This window comes from Planotetraspora kaengkrachanensis (assembly GCF_016862895.1).
Lineage (GTDB): Bacteria > Actinomycetota > Actinomycetes > Streptosporangiales > Streptosporangiaceae > Planotetraspora > Planotetraspora kaengkrachanensis.
Window position 1 is genome coordinate 232,911 of sequence record NZ_BONV01000002.1, and the last position, 18,595, is coordinate 251,505.

Annotated in this window: 16 protein-coding genes; 4 read left to right on the forward strand and 12 right to left on the reverse strand. The window is 71.0% G+C overall.

The genetic code is table 11. The features are described from left to right. Nucleotide 1 precedes the first annotated feature (1 nt). The 3 genes from Pka01_RS03905 to Pka01_RS03915 form a co-directional block, all read right to left on the reverse strand. Complete coding sequence (locus tag Pka01_RS03905) at nt 2-1,120, reverse strand: NAD(P)-dependent alcohol dehydrogenase (protein ID WP_203881160.1); 1,119 nt, start codon at nt 1,118-1,120, stop codon at nt 2-4. Next, complete coding sequence (locus tag Pka01_RS03910; RefSeq protein WP_203881161.1) at nt 1,120-2,532, reverse strand: MFS transporter; 1,413 nt, start codon at nt 2,530-2,532, stop codon at nt 1,120-1,122. Before Pka01_RS03910 ends, Pka01_RS03905 begins: the two co-directional genes overlap by 1 nt. Before the next feature lie 121 nt (nt 2,533-2,653). Continuing rightward, entirely contained in the window at nt 2,654-4,069 is a 1,416-nt protein-coding gene (locus Pka01_RS03915) for an aldehyde dehydrogenase family protein (RefSeq protein WP_203881162.1), read from the reverse strand. Nucleotides 4,070-4,334: 265 nt separating this feature from the next. Here Pka01_RS03915 and Pka01_RS40590 point away from each other — a divergent pair, with 265 nt between their 5' ends. After that, the gene (locus tag Pka01_RS40590; protein WP_239114734.1) at nt 4,335-4,637 is read left to right on the forward strand and encodes a hypothetical protein; all 303 of its coding nucleotides are present in this window, start codon (nt 4,335-4,337) and stop codon (nt 4,635-4,637) included. After that, nucleotides 4,574-4,801 carry a DUF4253 domain-containing protein gene (locus Pka01_RS03920; protein ID WP_239114712.1) on the forward strand — a complete coding sequence of 76 codons (228 nt, stop codon included), beginning with the start codon at nt 4,574-4,576 and terminating at the stop codon, nt 4,799-4,801. Before Pka01_RS40590 ends, Pka01_RS03920 begins: the two co-directional genes overlap by 64 nt. A 13-nt stretch (nt 4,802-4,814) precedes the next feature. Here Pka01_RS03920 and Pka01_RS03925 read toward each other — a convergent pair whose 3' ends face one another. From Pka01_RS03925 to Pka01_RS03955, 7 genes are all read right to left on the reverse strand, one after another. Further along, nucleotides 4,815-5,861, reverse strand: a complete 1,047-nt coding sequence (locus tag Pka01_RS03925; protein ID WP_239114713.1) for a hypothetical protein — start codon at nt 5,859-5,861, stop codon at nt 4,815-4,817. An 11-nt stretch (nt 5,862-5,872) separates the two neighbouring features. Beyond that, nucleotides 5,873-7,879 carry a serine/threonine-protein kinase gene (locus tag Pka01_RS03930; RefSeq protein WP_203881163.1) on the reverse strand — a complete coding sequence of 669 codons (2,007 nt, stop codon included), beginning with the start codon at nt 7,877-7,879 and terminating at the stop codon, nt 5,873-5,875. A gap of 90 nt (nt 7,880-7,969) precedes the next feature. Beyond that, on the reverse strand, nt 7,970-8,152 hold the full coding sequence (locus Pka01_RS03935; protein ID WP_203881164.1) for a nuclear transport factor 2 family protein: 183 nt from the start codon (nt 8,150-8,152) through the stop codon (nt 7,970-7,972). A gap of 113 nt (nt 8,153-8,265) precedes the next feature. Next, a complete protein-coding gene (locus Pka01_RS03940; protein WP_203881165.1) occupies nt 8,266-9,807 on the reverse strand; it encodes a M28 family metallopeptidase in 1,542 nt (513 codons plus the stop codon). 265 nt (nt 9,808-10,072) lie between these two features. After that, nucleotides 10,073-11,578, reverse strand: coding sequence for a tripartite tricarboxylate transporter permease (locus Pka01_RS03945; RefSeq protein WP_203881166.1), 1,506 nt, complete (start codon nt 11,576-11,578; stop codon nt 10,073-10,075). A gap of 20 nt (nt 11,579-11,598) precedes the next feature. After that, nucleotides 11,599-12,060 (reverse strand): tripartite tricarboxylate transporter TctB family protein, encoded by a 462-nt coding sequence (locus Pka01_RS03950; RefSeq protein ID WP_203881167.1) that lies wholly within the window; start codon nt 12,058-12,060, stop codon nt 11,599-11,601. Then, the gene (locus Pka01_RS03955) at nt 12,061-13,098 is read right to left on the reverse strand and encodes a tripartite tricarboxylate transporter substrate-binding protein (protein ID WP_203881168.1); all 1,038 of its coding nucleotides are present in this window, start codon (nt 13,096-13,098) and stop codon (nt 12,061-12,063) included. Nucleotides 13,099-13,273: 175 nt separating this feature from the next. Between Pka01_RS03955 and Pka01_RS03960 the strand changes: the two genes are divergently transcribed. Both Pka01_RS03960 and Pka01_RS03965 read left to right on the forward strand, forming a co-directional pair. After that, on the forward strand, nt 13,274-13,957 hold the full coding sequence (locus Pka01_RS03960; RefSeq protein ID WP_203881169.1) for a response regulator transcription factor: 684 nt from the start codon (nt 13,274-13,276) through the stop codon (nt 13,955-13,957). Between the two features lie 6 nt (nt 13,958-13,963). Further along, nucleotides 13,964-15,454 (forward strand): sensor histidine kinase, encoded by a 1,491-nt coding sequence (locus Pka01_RS03965; RefSeq protein WP_203881170.1) that lies wholly within the window; start codon nt 13,964-13,966, stop codon nt 15,452-15,454. Nucleotides 15,455-15,499: 45 nt separating this feature from the next. On the opposite strand, the gene Pka01_RS03970 is transcribed toward Pka01_RS03965, so the two are convergent. Then, complete coding sequence (locus Pka01_RS03970) at nt 15,500-16,459, reverse strand: TAXI family TRAP transporter solute-binding subunit (protein WP_203881171.1); 960 nt, start codon at nt 16,457-16,459, stop codon at nt 15,500-15,502. An 81-nt stretch (nt 16,460-16,540) separates the two neighbouring features. Then, nucleotides 16,541-18,595, reverse strand: coding sequence for an AfsR/SARP family transcriptional regulator (locus Pka01_RS03975; RefSeq protein WP_203881172.1), 2,055 nt, complete (start codon nt 18,593-18,595; stop codon nt 16,541-16,543).

Here is an 18,595-nt window from a genome sequence, read left to right on the forward strand (position 1 = left end):
GTTACTCCTTTTCTGAGCCGCCGGAATCCGCGATGCGCAGAACCGGCTTGACGACGTCTCCGCGTGCCGCGTCGGCGAACGCCGCGTCGATGTCGCCGAATTCGTAGAACTGCACCAGTCGGTCGATCGGGAACCGGCCGGACTGGTACATCTGGACGAGCTTCGGAATGAACAGCCGCGGAACCGCGTCCCCCTGGACGATTCCGCGTACCGCCATTCCGAGCCCGAGCTTGGAGGCGGGCACCGTGCCCGGACCGCCGGCGACCAGGCCCACCTGGCCCGTGGGCGCCAGCGAGTCGATCGCGTGATCGAGCATGTCGGCGCGGCCGGTGGTGTCGAGGACGAAGGCCGCTCCCCTGCCCGTGATGCGCCTGATCTCCTTCGCCACGTCCACGTGACGGGCGTCGAGCGCGTGCGTGGCGCCCAACTCCTCGGCGAGGGCGAGGCGCCGCGGGTTCACGTCGACGGCCACGATGGTTCCCGCGCCCGACAGTCGCGCCGCCATGAGGGCGCCGAACCCGACGGCTCCCACGCCGAGCACGGCGACGGCGGCGCCCGCCGGCACATCCAAGGAGTTCAGTACGGCGCCGGCCCCGGTCTGCAGGCCGCAGCCGAGGGGGCCCAGCAGTTCGAGCGGGGCGTCGCCGGGAACCTTGACCGTGTTGCGCTCCGTCGCCAGCGCATGCGTGGCGAACGAGGACTGGCCGAAGAAGTGCCCGTGGACGTCACCGTTTCCGGCTCCGGTGCGGCGCAGTCCGCGGGTTCCGTCGAGCCGGGCCCCCGAGAAGTTCGCGGCGACGGCGTCGTCGCAGTACGCGGGCCGTCCGCTCAGGCACTGCGCGCAGTGTCCACATGCCAGGAAGGACAGGACGACATGGTCGCCCGGCTTGAGACCCATGACGTCCGGGCCGACGCGCTCGACCACACCGGCTCCCTCGTGACCCAGCACGATCGGCAGCGGCACGGGGATGTGCCCGCTCCGTACATGCGCGTCGGTCTGGCAGACGCCCGTGGCCGTGACGGCGACCAGGACCTCGTCGCCCTGTGGCTCGTCGAGTTCCAGTTCCTCGAAGACGAAAGGCCGCGACCGTTCTTGCGCCACGGCTGCTCGAACCCTCATCAGGACTTCCTTACTTGGTGGAGTACGGCCGCCGGGCGCTCATGGCGACCGGGCACGGCATCCGCGGTGGGCTTGCGCCCTGGCACCAGCAGGGCCGCCAGTGCCGCGATGACTCCGGCGGCGCCCAGCGCGGCGAAGCCGTACACGTAGCCGTTCTCGGTGGGCAGACCGCCCGCAGGGGTGTGGGCGCTGACGATTCCGCCCATCAACGCGGCCCCGAGTGACCCGCCGATCGTCCGGACGTTCACGTTGACCCCGTTGGCCACCCCCGTCTGCTCGGGACGGACGGCGGCCACGATGACGTTCGACATGGTGGAGAACGCGCTGCCGAAGGCGACGCCGAGCAGCGCCATCGCGACCAGCACCTGCCATGGGCGGTCGTGTTCGAACGCGAGCATCGCCAGCGCGATGACGTTGAGCGTCGTCGACGCGGCGAACATCGTGCGCGCGCCGAGCCGGATCACCCACCGGGCCGACACGAGCCCGGCGACGAACATCATCACGGTCATCGGCAGCAGGAGCAGTCCCGCCTCGGTGACGCTCGCCCCGAAGCCGTAGCCGGCCTCCGGCGGCGTCTGCACGAAGGCGGGCAGGAAACCGAACACCGAGAAGAGACCGATGCCCAGGAGCAGCGCGACCAGGTTGGTGGTCCAGACGGCGGGGACGCGCATCATGCGCATGTCGACCAGAGGGCTGGGCGAACGCGCTTCGACCACGAACCAGGACCCCGCGAGGACGACGGCGGCGACAAGGAGGCCGATCGCCCGGGGAGACGACCACCCCCAGGCGGGCGCCTTGGCGAGCGGCAGCAGCAGAGCGAGCAGCCAGCCGGCCATGAGGAGTGCGCTCGCCCAGTTGATCGACCCCTCCTGCCTGGAGCGTGAGGGCGGAACCACGAAGTGGGCGGCCACGGCCGCGAGCGCGGTCATCGCCAGTGGGATCCAGAACAGCGACCGGACGCCGAGCGCGTCGACTAGCGGACCTGCCAGGACGATGCCCGCTCCGCCGCCCACCGCGGTCAGCGCCGCGGTGGCCCCGATGGCGGCGGGGACCTTCCCCGGCGGCACCTCGTCACGGATGATTCCGAAGGCCATGGGCAGGACGCCGCCGCCGACGCCCTGGACGGCCCGTCCTGCGATCATCACGCCGATGCCGGGCGCCACCGCGGAGACAAGGGAGCCGGCCGCGAGGGCGACGAGGGCCACGATGAGGATCCGGTCCTTGCCGTACCGGTCGCCCAGCCGTCCCATGATCGGGGTGAAGATCGAGGCGGACAGGAGATACGCGGTGACGATCCAGGTGACCTGGCTCTGCGTCGTGTGCAGGTCCTTCTGCAGCCGGGGCAGCACCGGGTTGACGAGGGACTGGAGCAGCGCGTACGAGAAGACGGCCAGCAGGACGACCGCGAGCACGCAGGAATGAGACTTCCGAGGAGACGGCATTGGGGTGCCTTTTCTGAGGACGGTGAATGTTTCTCGCTCGCTCAGCGACACCGGAGGCTGAAACGGGGGGCTCCGCGTGGATGCGCGAGGATCAGGCGATGACGGCGCGCGGCTCCAGGTAGGCCTCCATGCCGTAGACACCGTGCTCACGGCCGAGTCCGGACATCTTGACCCCGCCGTGGGGCGCCCGCGGATCCATCCGCGCCCCGTTGATGAGGACGGTCCCCGATTCGAGCCGGTCGGCGATGCGCCTCGCCCTCGCCGCGTCGGCGGAGAAGACGTACGCCTGCAGGCCGTAGGGCGTGTCGTTGGCGATCGCCACGGCCTCGTCCTCGTCGCGGTAGGAGATGACGCACAGGACGGGCCCGAAGATCTCCTCACGCGCGATGCGCATGTCGTTGCTCACGCCGGTGAAGACCGTCGGCCTGGTGAACCAGCCCTTGTCCAGACCCTCGGGCCTGCCCTCACCACCGACCAGGATCTGGGCGCCCTCGTCCCGTCCCAGGCGGATGTAGCTCTGAACCCGGTCGTACTGCCTCTGGTTGACGAGCGGGCCCAGGGCGGTCGAGGGGTCGCGCGGGTCGCCCACCTTGAACGTCGGAACGACGGCCCTGACGGCGTCGAGCACCTCCTCAAGGCGGCTGTCCGGCGCCAGGATGCGCGTTCCCGCAAAGCACGCCTGGCCGTTGTTGGCGAATCCCACGGCGATGGCGGCAGGCACGCCGGCCTCCAGGTCGGCGTCGTCGAGGAACACGCTGGGCCCCTTGCCGCCCAGTTCCAGGGTCACCCGTTTCATGGTCTCCGCGCCGTTGCGCATGATCCGCTGCCCGACGGCGGTCGAGCCGGTGAAGCTGACCTTGGCCACGTCGGGGTGCCGGGAGAGGACCTCGCCGACCACGTCACCCCGTCCGGTCACGACGTTGATCAACCCGGCCGGGACGCCGGCGTCGTCGAAGCACTCGGTCATGATCTGGGTTTGGAGGGCGCTGAGCTCGCTCGGCTTGACCACCGTGGTGCATCCCGCGGCGATGGCGCTGGACACCTTCTCGCAGATGAATGCGACGCTGTGGTTCCAGGGAGTGATCACGGCGGCGACGCCCACCGGCTGCATCGAGACGATCGCGCCCCCGGCCGGACGGGTCAGTTCGTACGACTCGAGGGTCCTCGCCGCGTCGAGGAACACCGATGCCGCATGCGGCATGGTCGCGTCCACGAAGTCCTTCGTCCCGCCGTACTCCTCGATCATCGCCTCCTTCAGTTCGTCGACGCGCTTCGCGATCGCCGCGCTCACCCGTTCGAGGATGTCGATCCGCTCACGTTTGCCCGTCGTGGAGAAGTTCACTAAGGCCCGTTTGGCGGCCGCGATCGCCGCTTCCGCGTCCGCCTCGTCGGCGAGACGGACCTCGCCGACGACCTCCTCGGTCGCCGGGTTGAACAGCGGTGAGAGCTCACTTCCATGGGGAGTGACGAACGCGCCGCCGATGTAGACCTGGTCGATCTTCCGCATGGCTCTTTCTCCGATCGCCTCGAGTGGGCGGCAGGGGGGCGTGCCGCGGGCAGGCGCCACGGGGGTCGCATGAGTGCTTCACACGCCGCCGGGATGCCCATTGAGCTGTTGGAACTATTATATGCAACACAACTGATCTGACTGTCAACATATATTTCGCCCACATGTATCCGGGCCGGGCGAGGACCGGCGGAAGCACTCGCATGGCTCAAGGCCGGATCTGGTTGAGGAACTGCTTGTCGCAGCCATGTCTTAAGGTGCCCGCGTGAGTGACAACGCGTCCCTTCAGCACGGTCTCGGCGACCTCTTCGGAGGGGGAACGGGCGAGGACCGATCCCTGTCCGTGTCCCTGCCGCCCGGCCGGATCGTCCTGGCCGATGAAGGCGCCGGCGTGCCGACATCGTGGCTGGCCGCGTGGTGTGGCCGGTACACGGAAATGGACGCCGAGGACGATCCGCTGTCGCCGGCCGAGCGATTGGCCGTGACCGCGCCCTTCGGCCAGGAGTGGCCGGGCCTCGCCGCTACGGCGCACGGGTCGTCGGAGTCAGCCGGTCCGAACTGTTCCTGAGCGTCGCGGCGCCCCCGGCGACCATGGACGAGGCGCTCCACATCGCCGCCGAACACATCGCGCTGTGCCCGGACGACATCTGGCAGGGCCACAAGCCGTACACGCTGACCGGCTACGCGGAACGACTCATCGGCTTCAGCGCATGGGAATCCTGGTGGGACTGAGCCTTCCGCGACATCACCAGAACAGGGCTCCGGATCGGTCGGTCCTCACGCGGTCATGAATCGCACGTAACCAGGGCTGACGGACCTCCGGCATCCGTGCGAGCGTGTAGAGGAACACGTTCCAGTCGGGCCGGAATCGACCGAACGGCAACAACGGCGGAGGGTCGTCCCGGTGTACGCCGTCGGGCAGCCCGCCCGTCGCGGGAATGCGCCGCCGAGCGTCGTCGAAGGCCAGATGCATCCACACCTCCGCGGCCAGCGGCACCGCTGCCCGCGTCCCGGACGGCCACACGTCACCGGTCTGCGGATGCCGCGGGACCAGGGCGATGTCCGTACCCGTGGCGGACAGGCCGGGCCCCGCCAGGGTGAGGGTCCGTGCCGGTGGGCCCGGCGGGAGCAGGGCGTCGACCGCCCGACGGAACACGTCGGCGACGTGGCCGCCGGGGACGATCACGGGCACGCCGTCCGACACCGCGATCAGATGGGCCAGCGCCACTGCGACCGCCGCCTCCCACTCCGGGCTCCACGCCCCGGTCGGCTCAACCGGCGGTTTCTCCGGCCACGACTCCCGCAGTTCCTCCCAGCTGAGCACCCGGCGAGCGGGCGCGTCGACATCGACCCGACGTACGGCACTCGGATCCAGCCACACCACCTGCCACATCGAGCAGTCGTCGATCAGGCTGGCGACGGCCTGCCCGCACTGAGCGCAGGCCAAGTTCGGGCCGGACCTGCCGTCCAGGCCGCAGCAGGAGCCGTCGCATCGATCTGGAATCAGAGTCGTTCCGCGTATATCGCCTGGGGCGACCGCGACCTCTCCCGGCGGCCCGTACGACAGCGAATACACCGGCGCGTACACGCCACGTGCTTCCGCCTCCTCCGCACCGACCTCATCCCACCGCCGCCACGGCGACCCGGAGGGCTCCGGGTCCACCGCATAGGTCCCAGGCTCCAGGAGTGCGGGAAGCAACTTGTAGCCGTACGTCTGATAAGCGTGAGCGGGAAGCGCGACCGACGAGACCGGCGCGGTCAGAACGGCCTCGCAGTCCGCGCACACGAACACACATATGTCTTTCAGAATGCGCCCACCGCCGCCCCTCCGTCGCCGAGTGCCCGCCGTATGAGCAGACGTTGCTCCTCGTCCTCGGTGAAGGCACGCCAGCCGCCGAAGTAGTTGAGCCGTACGTCGAGCGACTGCGCCGTTTCGAGCAGCGCGACGACATCGCCGGTAGGCGAGCCGATCTCTGCGAGGTATCCAGTCGCCTGGCGCATGACAGGAGTGGCCCTCCCCTCAGCGAGCGGGCGGATCGTTTCCGCCAGCACCGGGATCGCCTCGGCGGAGTCGCCGGTCACCCGCCACAGGGCGTGGGCAGCCTCCACCCGCTCCCACTCACCGGTGCTCTTCAGGAGCCCGCGCAACAGGTCCGCGTGGCGAGCGGCTGTCCGGCCCAGGTCAGCCAGCCGCCAGGCCGCGTCCGTGACCGCCGTGTTCTGCTCCAGCGCCGCGACGGACAGCTCGAGCATGGGACCGGCCTCGCCGGTGATCCGCCACAGGGCCCAGGCGGCGTCGAACCGCCCGGCGTTGCGCACCGGTTGCCCCGGAGGAGAAAGCGGGAAGCGCACCAACGGGCGCAGAGCAGGAGCGACCTCGGCCGCGGGTTCGCCGATGGCCCCCAGCGCACGCACCGCCCACTGCCGCGCCTCGCCCTCGAGAAGCCCCGCCAGTTCCGGTACGGCAGGCGCCGCGGCAGGTCCCCAGGCCTCCAGCGTCTGCGCGAGGGCTCGGTTCATCTCCAGCGGACCGCCCGGCCGCAGACGACCGCGCACCGCGGGAAGAAGCTCGTCGGCCCACCTGCTCAACCGGCTGAGAACCTCCTGCAGGCCGGGCAGGTCGAGCATGTAGACGGAACCACCGAAGTGATTCGCCGTCAACGGGAACCCCGTCCGCTTTCCAGCGATGCGTTCGACCAGTTCGGGCAGGGCGCGTTCATCGCCCGTCCGAGCCATGCCCCACACGGCGATATCACTGATGCGCGTGTCCTGGCGGCGCGACAGCCTGGTGTCGTCAGCGGACGCGGCGACGATCCGATCGGCGTGGTCGCCCGCCGATCCACTGGCCACGATGAGATGCGCCGCGAAGGCGCGCAGGGTTTCGTCCGGGCTGTCGAGCCGCTCGGCCAGCAGCGGGAGAAGGTCCGGCATGGCGGAGCGCCACGTGGTCAGAACGCGGGCGGCCACCTTGACCGCTCCGGCTCGGCGGCCCGGGTCGGCGTGACCGAGCAGCCTCGCCGCCAGGCGTGTGCGGGCCGGGCGGGACTCCACCAGTTCGGCGTCCACCCAGTAGATCACCGATTCCGGTGTCCCCGAGATCCACGGGTTGTCCCGCCAGGGCGTCAGGTCACCCGTGTCGATCGCGTCGAGGACGACGTCGAGGTCCTCGCCGGCCCGTCCCGAAGCGATCGTGGCGGCCAGCCGCACCTGCGGCTCCGCGTGTCCGTGGAGGTCGCGCAGCCAACCGTTCGCGGCTCCCGCCTCACCGCCGACCGGCTCGCCGCGGGTCAACTCGCCGCCGGTCAGTTCGCCGACGGCGAGCACCAGCCCGAGCCGCACGGCCAGATCGGGCTCGTGCGAGAACCGGTCCATGAGCGGGGGGACCACCTCGCCCGCCTGCGGCCTCGCCGCACCCAGCGCGTACGGGACCCGGCGGCGGACCTCCACGTCGGCGTCGCCGGCCAACGTCAACAGGCGGGGTACGGCCGCCGCCCACGCCTGTGGCCAGGCCGGATCGACGTTCCGGCCGGCGAGTTGCTCGGCCTCACGCGCCAGCGAGGCGACGATGCCGACGATCCGGGCCCGCCGCGCGTTCCCCGATGCCGTGGCCAGGTCGACCAGGAACGGGAGTGCGGCGGGAGCGGCCGAGCAGATCCAGCCGCCCTGATGGAGCAGCAGGTTGCCGAGTTCGTACGGCGCGTCCTCCTGCGCCGGACCAGCCAGCGTGCGGAGCAGACCGGGGAGGTCCTCGGCCGAGCCGTAGTTGTGCTCGAGCCGATCCCACCGGATCTCGTCCAAACGCTCCAGCACCGGCGCTCACCTCTCGCGGTCACAAGGGCCAACATCTGGGATCAAGCACCCAAGCTAGACCAAGCGCCGCGATCAGGATCCCCCTGTCGCTCAGGAGTCGATCACCTCGGTGTTCTGACATGCCACGAGAAGCCATCGGCCTTCTTCCTTGGCCATGACGAACAGCGGGCTTCCCTCGCTCAGCCCCTCGATCGGCCTGCGGTCGAGCGTCACCACCCTCTGCCGCACCTTGACGGCCGCGACATCCGGCCGGATGAACAGCACGTGCACCATCTCGTAGGTGGCCGTCTGAACTTAAGTTCAAGTCAAGCGGTGAAGACCCCGACGACGTCGCCGCGGGAGATGACGAGCGCCCGCACCACGCGGGTGCGGGCGCCGTCCGGTGATCAGCTCGCCGAGTCGGCCGGCTTGTGCCCGTGCGCGGTGCGCGCGGCGCTCTTCGCGGCGGCCGGGGCGCGGTCACCGATCGCCCTGGTGTCGAAGGCGTACGTCGCGGCCAGGGTCGCGATGGCGTCGGAGTTCACGTCCAGCGCCTTGTCGCTGATGTTGGCGATCGTGTCGCAGACGCTGTGGTAGCACGGGTCCAGCGGGATGCCGGCCGTGCCGCCGAAGATCTGGGCCTCCTCCTCGGTCTTGAGGACCTCGGCCCCGGTGAACAGGCCGCCGGCCGGGATCCCCGCCGCGATGAACGGCCCGTAGTCCGAGCGTCCGGTGAACGCCGTCGCCGTGAACGGCAGCTTGCGGCCGGCGAAGAACTTCTCGAAGTCCTCCTCGATCACGTCGGATCCGGGAGGACCGGCGGTGCCGAACGCGTCGCCGTCGCCGTCGTAGATCCCGAACGTGTAGTTGGGCGAGGCGATCATGTCGAAGTTGAGGTAGAGGGCGATCTTGGCCCGCTCCGCCTCCGTCAGCGAGGCGACGTAGTGGTCGGAGCCGAGCAGGCCGAACTCCTCGGCGCCCCAGAAGGCGAAGCGCATCTTGTTCTTCGGCTTGGTCTTGGCGAACTGCAACGCCACCTCGAGGGTGCCGGCGCTGCCCGAGCCGTTGTCGTTGATGCCGGGCCCCTCCTGGACGCCGTCCAGGTGCGCGCCGAGCATGACGACGTTGTTCGGGTCGCCCTTCCTGCTCTGGGCGATCACGTTGTAGGTGGTCCGGGTCTCCACGATCGGGTCCCAGTTCATCGTGACCGCGGTGCCCGCGGCGGCCAGCTCCTGTCCGACCTCGAAGCTGGTGAAGAACGACGGGATCGTCACCCCGGGGCCGCCGAGCACCGGGTTGAGGTCGACCTCCGTGCGGCCCGGCTGCCCCTCGTTGAACACGATCGCCGCCGAAGCCCCCGCCGCCATGGCGTTGTCCACCTTCACGCGGAAGTTGCAGGTGCCGCGCTGCATCAGCGCGACGCTCCCGGCGACGAACCCGGCGAAGTCGCTCGCCTCACACCCCGAACTCGAGGAGTTGGCCGCGGGACCAGGCGGCAGCACCAGGTCCACACCCTGGACTGTGCCACTGGCGGCCCCCGAAGGCGACTCGCCCATCGCGACGTAGTCGCCGAAGAACCCGTACGCGTACGTCTTCTGCGCCGGGCTGGTCCGCTTCAGCACGGGTGGCGTCTTGTAGCCGTCGAAGGTGAACTCGAACGGCTGGATCGTCACGTCGTATCCGGCGGAACGCAGCTTGTGGGCCACGTAGTCGCGGGAGGCGTCGAATCCGGGGGTGCCGGACACGCGGGTGCCGCCGTTGCGGTCGGCGATGGCCTGAAATGCCTGGAGGTGCTTCTTGACGTTCTTGCCGGAGACAGCCTTGACGAGCTTGCGAACGGAGTTGTTGTTGGAGTGGGCACTGGCCGTGCCCGACAACGCGAGCGGTGACAGGGCCACGGCGACGGCGGTGATCGCGCCGATCGTGCCCTTACTCAGGCGGGAACGCATACTTGCTCCTCGGGACGTTGCAGGTGAACCGCGGAAAAACGCACACGTAGCCCGCAACGTATTCACTAATACGGCGGACTGGAAGATTGCGGCATATATCTGTTGGATCACAGACCTCGAACATGCTGCACCTCAGACTCGTCAGGAATTTCGGATGCCCGTATCGGTCCGAATTTCCGGACTCGCAGGTGTGAATATGGAGTGGCGATCGCCCGAGAAGTGAGTATCGATTTGCTTTCGCCGATTCGATTCAGCTGAACGGGTCCTACTCCTCCTCCGCGAACACGACCTCGCGTCGCTTGCGGATCGCCGGGAGCACGGTGACGACGAGCGCCGCCACGGTCAGGGCCAGGAGCACCGCGGAGATCGGCCGGGTCAGGAAGACCGACGCGTCGCCGCGCGAGATGATGAGCGCCCGCCGCAGGTTCTCCTCGAGCAACGGCCCGAGGACGAAGCCGAGCAGCAGCGGCGCCGGCTCGCAGCCGCACTTGATCAGGACGTAGCCCAGGATCCCGAAGAACGCGATCGCGTAGACGTCGTACGCGTTGAACCCCAGGGAGTACGTGCCGATCGCGGCGAACAAAATGATCATCGGGAACAGCACCTGGTACGGGATGCGCAGCATGCGTACCCACATGCCGATCAGCGGCAGGTTCAGCAGCACGAGCAGCACGTTGCCGATCCACATCGACGCGATCAGGCCCCAGAACAGCGCCGGCTCGTCGGTGATGACGTTCGGGCCGGGGGTTATGCCGTGGACGATGAACGCGCCGACCATCAGCGCCATCACCGGGTGGGCGGGCAGGCCCAGAGTGAGCAGCGGGATGAACGACGTCTGTGCGGCGGCGTTGTTCGCGGACTCCGGGCCCGCGACGCCCTCGATCGCGCCGCGCCCGAACTCCTCCCGCCGCTTCGAGACGCGCTTCTCGACGGCGTACGAGGCGAACGAGGCGAGCACGTGGCCGCCGCCGGGTAACACGCCGAGCGCCGCGCCGAGTCCGGTGCCCCGCAGGATCGGCCAGACGATCCTGCGCCGGTCCTCGCGGGTCGGCCAGAGGTTCTTCACCTTGCTGACGATCGCCGTGCGGGTCTGCTCGTTCTCCAGGTTGCGCAGGATCTCGGCCACTCCGAACATCCCGACGGCGACCGACACGAAGTCGATGCCGCCGTACAGTTCGCGCTGGTCGAACACGAACCGGGGCGTGCCGGTGTAGATGTCCTGGCCGATCGTGCCGAGCAGGACGCCGAGCGCGATCATCGCCAGCGCCTTGAGCGCCGTGCCGCGCGCCAGGGCGATCGACACGATCAGGCCGAGCAGCACCAGCGAGAAGTATTCGGCCGGGCCGAACTTCAGCGCGACGCGGGCCAGCGGCGGGGCCGCGACGGCCAGCGCGACGGTGGCCACCGTGCCCGCGACGAAGGACCCGACCGCGGCGGCGGCCAGCGCCGCGCCCGCCCGGCCCTGCCGGGCCATCTCGTGCCCGTCCAGCGCGGTGACGGCCGCGGACGACTCACCGGGCAGGTTGATCAGGATGGCGGTCGTCGAGCCGCCGTACTGCGCGCCGTAATAGATGCCGGCCAGCATGATCAGCGCCGTCACCGGCTCGAAGTTGAACGTGATCGGCAGCAGCATCGCCACCGTCGCCGTCGGGCCGATGCCGGGCAGCACGCCGACCGCCGTCCCGAGCAGCACTCCCACGAAGCAGTAGACGACGTTCTGGACGAGGAGGGCGGTCGAGAAGCCCAGCGCGAGGTTGTCGAGAAGTTCCATGCCTCAATCCGGATGCCGCGTCACAACCCCAGCCATGGGCCCCATAACGGGATCCGCAGCTGAAGTCCGACGACGAAGATGAGCGTGGCGGCCGCGGTCAGCCCGGCGGCCACCGCCACGGCGGCGAGCGGCCGTACGCGCGAGCTGGCCAGCGTCGTGAGCAGGGCGGTCACCGCCGACGTCGGCACGAATCCGAGGCCCCGGACGGTGAAGCCGAAGAACAGGACCGCGAGCACGATGACGGCGACCGCCCGCCAGGGGATCGGCCCGAAGGAGATCACCTCGCCGGCGACGAGCCCCTTGACGACGATCGCCAGGCCCAGCGCGACCACGGCCGCGCCGACCAGCAGCGGGAAGGCGCCGGGGCCCATCCGCAGCGGGGTGCCGAGCTCGTAGCCGAGCGACCCCACCACGAACGCGCCACCGATCAGGACGAACACTCCCCCGGCGAGGACGTCAGGGAAGGATCGGCGGCTTTCCACTCAGGAGGCCTTGACGCCGGCGTCGGCGATGACCTTCGCCCAGGTCCCCAGCTGCTCTTCGAGCTTGGCCCGGTGCGCCTGCGGAGTCGCGTCCTCGGCCGGCACCGGCGCGGTGCCGAGCTTGGCCATCTGGTCGATGACCCCCTGGTCGGCCAGTGCCGTCTTCAGCGCGTCCGACAGCTTCTGGACGACGTCCTGCGGCGTGCCCTTCGGGACGTAGAGGCCGTGCCACACGCTGACCTCGAGTTGCGGCAGTCCCGCCTCGGCCGTGGTCGGCAGGTCGGGCAGGCTCTTGACCCGTTCCGGCGTGGTGACCGCGTACGCCTTCACCTCGCCCGCGGAGATCTGGCCGCTGGTGTTGGTCGTCTGATCGCACATGAAGTCGACCTGGCCGCCGACGAGGTCGGTCAGCGCGGGGCCGGTGCCCTCGTACGGGACCTCCTGGAGCTTGACACCCGCGGCGGTCTGGAACAGCAGGCCGCACAGGTGGGAGGCGGCGCCGATGCCGGCGTTGGCCAGCGTGACCTTGTCGGCGTTCGCCTTCACGTACGTCACGAGGTCCTGGAGCGTGGCGGGCGCGAAGTCCTTGCGGGCGACGACGGTCATCGGCACCTCGGTGACGAGCCCGACCATCTCGAAGTCCTCGAGCGGCTTGTAGCCCAGGTCCTGGTACAGCGCGGGCGCCGTCGACATGCCGATGTGGTGCATGAGCACGGTGTAGCCGTCGGGCTGGGCCCGTGCGACCTCGCCGGCGCCGACGGTGCCGCCCGCGCCCTCGACGTTCTGGACGACGATCTTGCCGCCGAGCTTGGCGGCCATCGGCTCGGCGATCATGCGGGTGACGGTGTCCGTCGGGCCGCCCGCGCTGAACGGCACCACGATCGTGATGTTCTGGTCGGGGTAGCCCGCCGCCGCCTCGGCTCCGCCGGTGGCGCCCGCGCCGGTCGTGCCCCCGTTGCCGGAACAGGCGGCGACGAGCGAAACCACGCCGATCGCGGCGATCATCCGCGCGGCCCGGTACCTGCTGGTCCTTCTCATATCGCGGCCTCCTCGTCAGCGCGTGCGCGTACGTCGGTACATGCGCGGCCTCAGTCTTGACCGGGAGGAACGCGGATGGTGTCAGAGGAATCCCAAGGAATGCGCCGGATGTCAGAGAAATCCCAATAACTATGGGTCTAACAAGAGTGTCGATCCGGGCTTACAATCCGCCGGTATGCGGATCACCATCATCGAGGATGACGACCGCGTGGCACGGGCACTGGCGACCGTCCTGGCCCAGGCGGGCTTCGAGGTCCACCGCATCGCCACCGCAGCGGAGGCCGTGCGCGCCGACCCGTCCGATGTGGTCCTCGTCGACCTGGGCCTGCCCGACGGCGACGGGCTCGACGTGATCCGCAAGCTGCGTGACCGCCCGGAGACCGCCGTCATCGCCGTGACGGCACGATCGGAGGAGCACGAGCGGGTCCGCGGCCTGCGCGCCGGCGCCGACGACTACATCGTGAAGCCGTTCGGCATCCCGGAACTGCTGGCCAGGATCGACGCCGTCCTGCGGCGCACCCGGGTGGCCCGTGCCCTGACCCACCCGGACGAGCCGCTCGTCCTCGGCCCGATGCGGATCTGCGTCGGCACCCGCGAGGTCACCGTCGACGGCACACCCGTGACGCTGACCCGCAAGGAGTTCGAGCTGCTCCTGCTGCTGGCCCGGCGGGCGCCGAACGTGGTGAGCCGCGACGTCATCCTCGACCAGATCTGGGGCGCGACCTGGGAGTCCTCGAGCCGCACCCTGGACACCCACATCGCGGCCCTGCGGCACAAACTCGGGCCGCCCGTGCTCATCCGCACGATCCACGGGGTCGGCTATCGGCTCCTGGCCGACCAGCCGGGGCTGGCCGGCTGACCCGCCGTGCACCGTCGCCTGCTCGCCGTCCTCGTGCCCCTCGCGGTGCTGCTCGTCGCGGCCCTCGGCGTGCCGCTCAGCGTCACCGTGGCCGAACGGGAGATGCAGGAGACCTACGTCGACCGGCTGGGCGACGTCGGCCGGTTCGCGTCGCTGGCTGAGACCGCGCTGTCGGCGGGGCGGACCGAGGCGCTCCAGCAGGAGCTTGCGCGCTACCACGAGCTGTACGGCATCCCGGTGGCCGTGATCGACACGTCGGGCACGGTGTTGCTCGGACCCGCCGGCGCGTACCAGAAGGCCGCGCGGAGCGAACCGGCGTTGCCCAGGATCGTGACCGCCGCGCTGGCCGGGGCGAGGTCGGAGCCGTCCGGCGAGTGGGCGCCGTGGGACGACTCCGCACTCGTGGTCGCGGAGCCGGTGGGCCGGGACAGCGAGGTCGTCGGCGCCGTCGTGACGATTTCCGACCTGTCGAAGACACGCGATCGCATCCTCGTGCGCTGGGCCCGGCTCGCCGGGCTCGGGCTGCTGCCGTTGGTCGCGCTGGTCGCCGTCGCATGGCCCGTGTCGGCGTGGGTGCTGCGGCCCGTTCGGGAGCTGGACGCGGCGAGCTCGCGCATCTCACAGGGCGACCTCACCATCCGGGCGGACGCCGAAGCCGGTCCGGTCGAGCTGCGGCGGCTCGCGGCGTCGTTCAACACCATGATGGACGCGGTGGAGAACGCCGTGCAGCGGCAGCGGGCCTTCGTGTCCGACGCGTCGCACCAGTTGCGCAATCCGCTGACCAGTCTCCGGCTCGCCGTTGAGAGCCTGGAACCGCACCTGCGCGCGGGCGGCGACGGGCGGCAGGTGTTCGACGTCGCCGTCGACGAGCTGAAGGCGATGCAGCGGATGCTGAACTCGTTGCAGGCCAGCGCGCGCATGGAGAGCATGCGGACGGCGTCGCCGGTGGATCTCGACGCGGTGCTGGCGACCCGGGTGGACAGGTGGCGGGCGTTGACGGCGACGGCGGGACAGACGCTGGCGGTCGACGTGCCGCCGGGGCTGCGGTTGCTGGAGCCGCCGGGCGGGCTCGGCAGCGTCCTGGACGAGCTGGTCAGCAACGCGTTGCGGCTGTCGGACGCGCAGGTGGTGAAGGTCTCCGCCCGCGTCCGCCCGGGCCGTCCGGGTGACGGACGCGGCAAGGCGTTCACGGCCGCCGACGCTGACGTCGACGTGGTGACGATCGCCGTCCGTGACGACGGTCAGGGGATCGACGCGTCCGAGCGGGCCCAGGCGCTGCGGCGGTTCTGGCGGTCGCCGCGGCACCAGAACGTGCCCGGGACCGGCCTGGGCCTCGCGATCTGCGCCGACCTGGTCGGGGCCGCCGGAGGCGAGCTGCGACTGGAGGACGGCCTGCCGCGACCTGACGGCTCCGGGCACGGATTCGCCGCCGTGGTCGCGTTGCCGGCCGTTCCGCGGGAGACGCCGTCCGACGCCACGGGTCCGTCGCCCGTCTGAGGGCACTTGGTCGCCGGCTCGTCGCCTGCTCGTCGCCGTTCCGGGTCAGCGCTTGCGGTCGCGGAACCAGACCGCCGCGCCCGGATGAAGCGGGATCGACGAGGTGGATATCCCAGTGCGCACATTGATCTGCCACGCCTCGGGAACGGCCTCGGCGTCGTCGCGCCCGCGGGAGGTGATCGTGCCGGTGTGCGTGAAGATCGTGTCGGTGATGGCGTAGACCAGGTCGTCGGGCAGGTCGTTGCGCGCGAGGAGCACGTTCGGCACGGCGACGGTGCGGGTGGCGGGAACGCCGGCGTAGGCGGTCGCGGGGATCATGGCCGGGGTGTAGGGGCCGGGGAACGCCGAGAAGAGCGCGTCGGCCTGCGCGTCCAACGGGATCAGCCGGATAGGGTGCCGCTTCGCCAGCTCCGTGATGGCGGGTGTCGGGACGCCGGTCAGCGAGAACATCGCGTCGATCTCGCCGTCGCGCAGCGCCGCCGCCGACGCCGCCTGGCTGAGGTACCGGCCGTCGGCGTCGACCCGGCCGAGTTCCAGGACCCGCAGCGACGTGAACTCCGTGCCGGAGTCGCGGGCGCCGAGCGATATGCGGCTGCCCGCGAGATCCCGGAACTCCTCGATCGCGGAACCGGCCATGACGACGAGATGCAGGTGGCTGTCGTAGAGCCGGCATATCGCCGACAACCCCTCGGGCGCGCTGCCGTCACTTGTGATCAGGGCGTCCAGGCTCGTCAGCCCGAGGTGCACCTCGCCGGCCCGGAGCATCCGGATGTTGTCCGTCGACGCCCCGCTCGGCACGGTGACCACCGTGGCGCCCGGCACCTTCTCGGAGATGTGCTCGGCCAGCGCACCGCCGATGCGGCGATACACCGCCCCCGCCGGTCCGGTGGCCAGTCGCAGCCGGACCTCGTCGGACTTGGGCTGCTGCGAGCAACCGACGAGCAGCCCGCCGGCGGCCAGGAGCACCGCCCTCCGGCTGAGCCGTGACTCCGGATTCAGCGCCATGCCGAGATGATACGGACGGCGGCCCGGCTCAAGCCGCCCGTGTGGAGACTGGAGCGCTCCGGGTTCGCAGGGCTCCGCTGTTCACCGGCATTCGCGGAGGGCGGCGAGGTGGTCCGCGACCGGGCCCAGGGAGAGCAGGCCGCTGCCCGCTCCCGCAAGTTCCCCGGCCGCGGGAGCGAGGGCGTCGCGGGCGCGCAGAATCGCCTCCCGGTCGCCGACGATGACAGCGGCCCTCGCCACCAGGCACCACATCGCCTCCGTCAGCAGGTCGCGCGGCGGGGCCGGGACCTCGCGCAGCGCCGCAGCCGCCTCCCTGTGGTGGCCGCCCGCCGCCAGGAGGAAGGGACGGACCCACGGTTCGTACGGCCCCCAGTCCGTCCCGTCCGTCTCGGGTGGGGCCCGATGGGGACGCCGGCGGCCATCAGGGCACAGGGGCAGGCCGCGTCGCGCCCGCATGCACAGCAGGGCCAGAGGCAGCAGCCCCCGCTCCAGGCCAGGCATGCCGGCGCCGTCAAGGCGGGCGGCGGCCTCACGATAGGCGGTCTCCGCCTCGTCCGCCGTCGCCTTGCCGGTCGTGTCCAGCCGTAGTGCCCGGTACCAGCCGGTGAACACGCCGACGAGTGGCCGCTCATGCCGCTGCGCCAGCCGTTCCACGGCGGCCGCGTGCCGATCGGCGCCGGCGAAGTCCCCGAGGGCGCAGCGTGCCTGCAGGCGGACGAGGTGGCCGAGGATCTCGTAGGTGGACAGGCCGTGCCGGGCCGACAGCGCCACGACCTCGGCGCCTATCTCGTCGCGGCGACCGGCCAGGCCCGTGCGGTGGAAACTCTGCATGAACACGCCGTTGAGCACGAAGACCAGCAGCGCGGGGTCGTCCAGCCGCCGAGCGATCTCCTCCGCCTGTCGAGCCGCCTCATCGCCACGCGTGGCAGGGCCGTGCGGTTCCGGGACACCGCTCCGTGACTCCAGGGCGATCGTGGCGAGCAGGCGGGCTCGGGTGGCGTCGGGGGCGGTGGGCGGGAGGGCGGCCAGGGCGCGTTCGGCTGCCGCGACGACCTGCGCCGCCTGCGCCGGGTCGTCCGAACGGGTCCAGATCGCCGGCACGTCGTAGGACCCGATCACCCGCGCGGTCAGCTCGGCGTCGCCCAGTTCCTCCGCCGCCGCGACCGCCGCCACGCGGTGCCTGCGCGCCGCCGACAGCCCGGCGCCGCCGGTCAGAGCCAGGTCGCGCATCAGGCTGACCGTCGACTCCAGCCGCGCCCTGGCGCCCGACGGCACGCTGCGGTCGTAGGCGGCCGCCGCCTGCGCCCACACCGACCCCGCCGCGTCCGGCGCCGGGTCCAGATGGGGCGCATGGTGGAGGATGTCGGCCTCAAGGCCGCGCAGGCGCGGCCCCGGGTCCACGCCCAGGTGCTCCACCAGCAGGGTGCGCGCGCGGCGAAGGACCGCAAGGGCGTCGCCCTGGCGGCCGGCGCGGTACAGCGCCAGGGCCAGCAGCCGCCATGCGTCTTCCCGCCACGGATGCTCGGCCACGTGCGCGTCCAGATCGGGTACCGCCTCGGCCGCCGGCCCCATCGCCAGCCGCGCCTCGGCCTGCCGTTCGACTGCGTGTAGCCGCAGCTCGGCCAGCCGTGACCGCTCCGCCACCGCCCACGCCTGATCGGCGAAGTCGGCGTACGCGGGCCCACGCCACCAGCCCAGCGCCTCCTCCAGCCGCTCGATGGCCCCGTCGGCCGGCTGCGTCGCGGCGGCGGCGACCGCCCGCTCGAAGCGCCAAGCGTCCACCGCGTCGGGGCCGGCGTGCAGGACGTACCCCGGCCCTTCTGTGACCAGCAGCCGCGGCGCGGACCGGGGCGGCCGGTCGGGCTCAAGCGCGCGCCGCAGCGCCGCGACGAACGTCCGCACCGCGCCCACCGCGCCCTCCGGCGGGTCGTCCTCCCACAGGTCGGCGACCAGACGGGAAACGGGCACGACCCGCCGGCGGGCGACGATCAGCCGGGCCAGCACCGCCCGATGCCGAGGCCCCTTGACGTCGATCACGCCCCCGGCCTCGTCCCAGGCCGTGACCGGCCCCAGCACCCCGAACTCGACCCGCACCGCAGCAACCGCCTTCCCCGGCAGCCACGGTAGCGCGCTCAT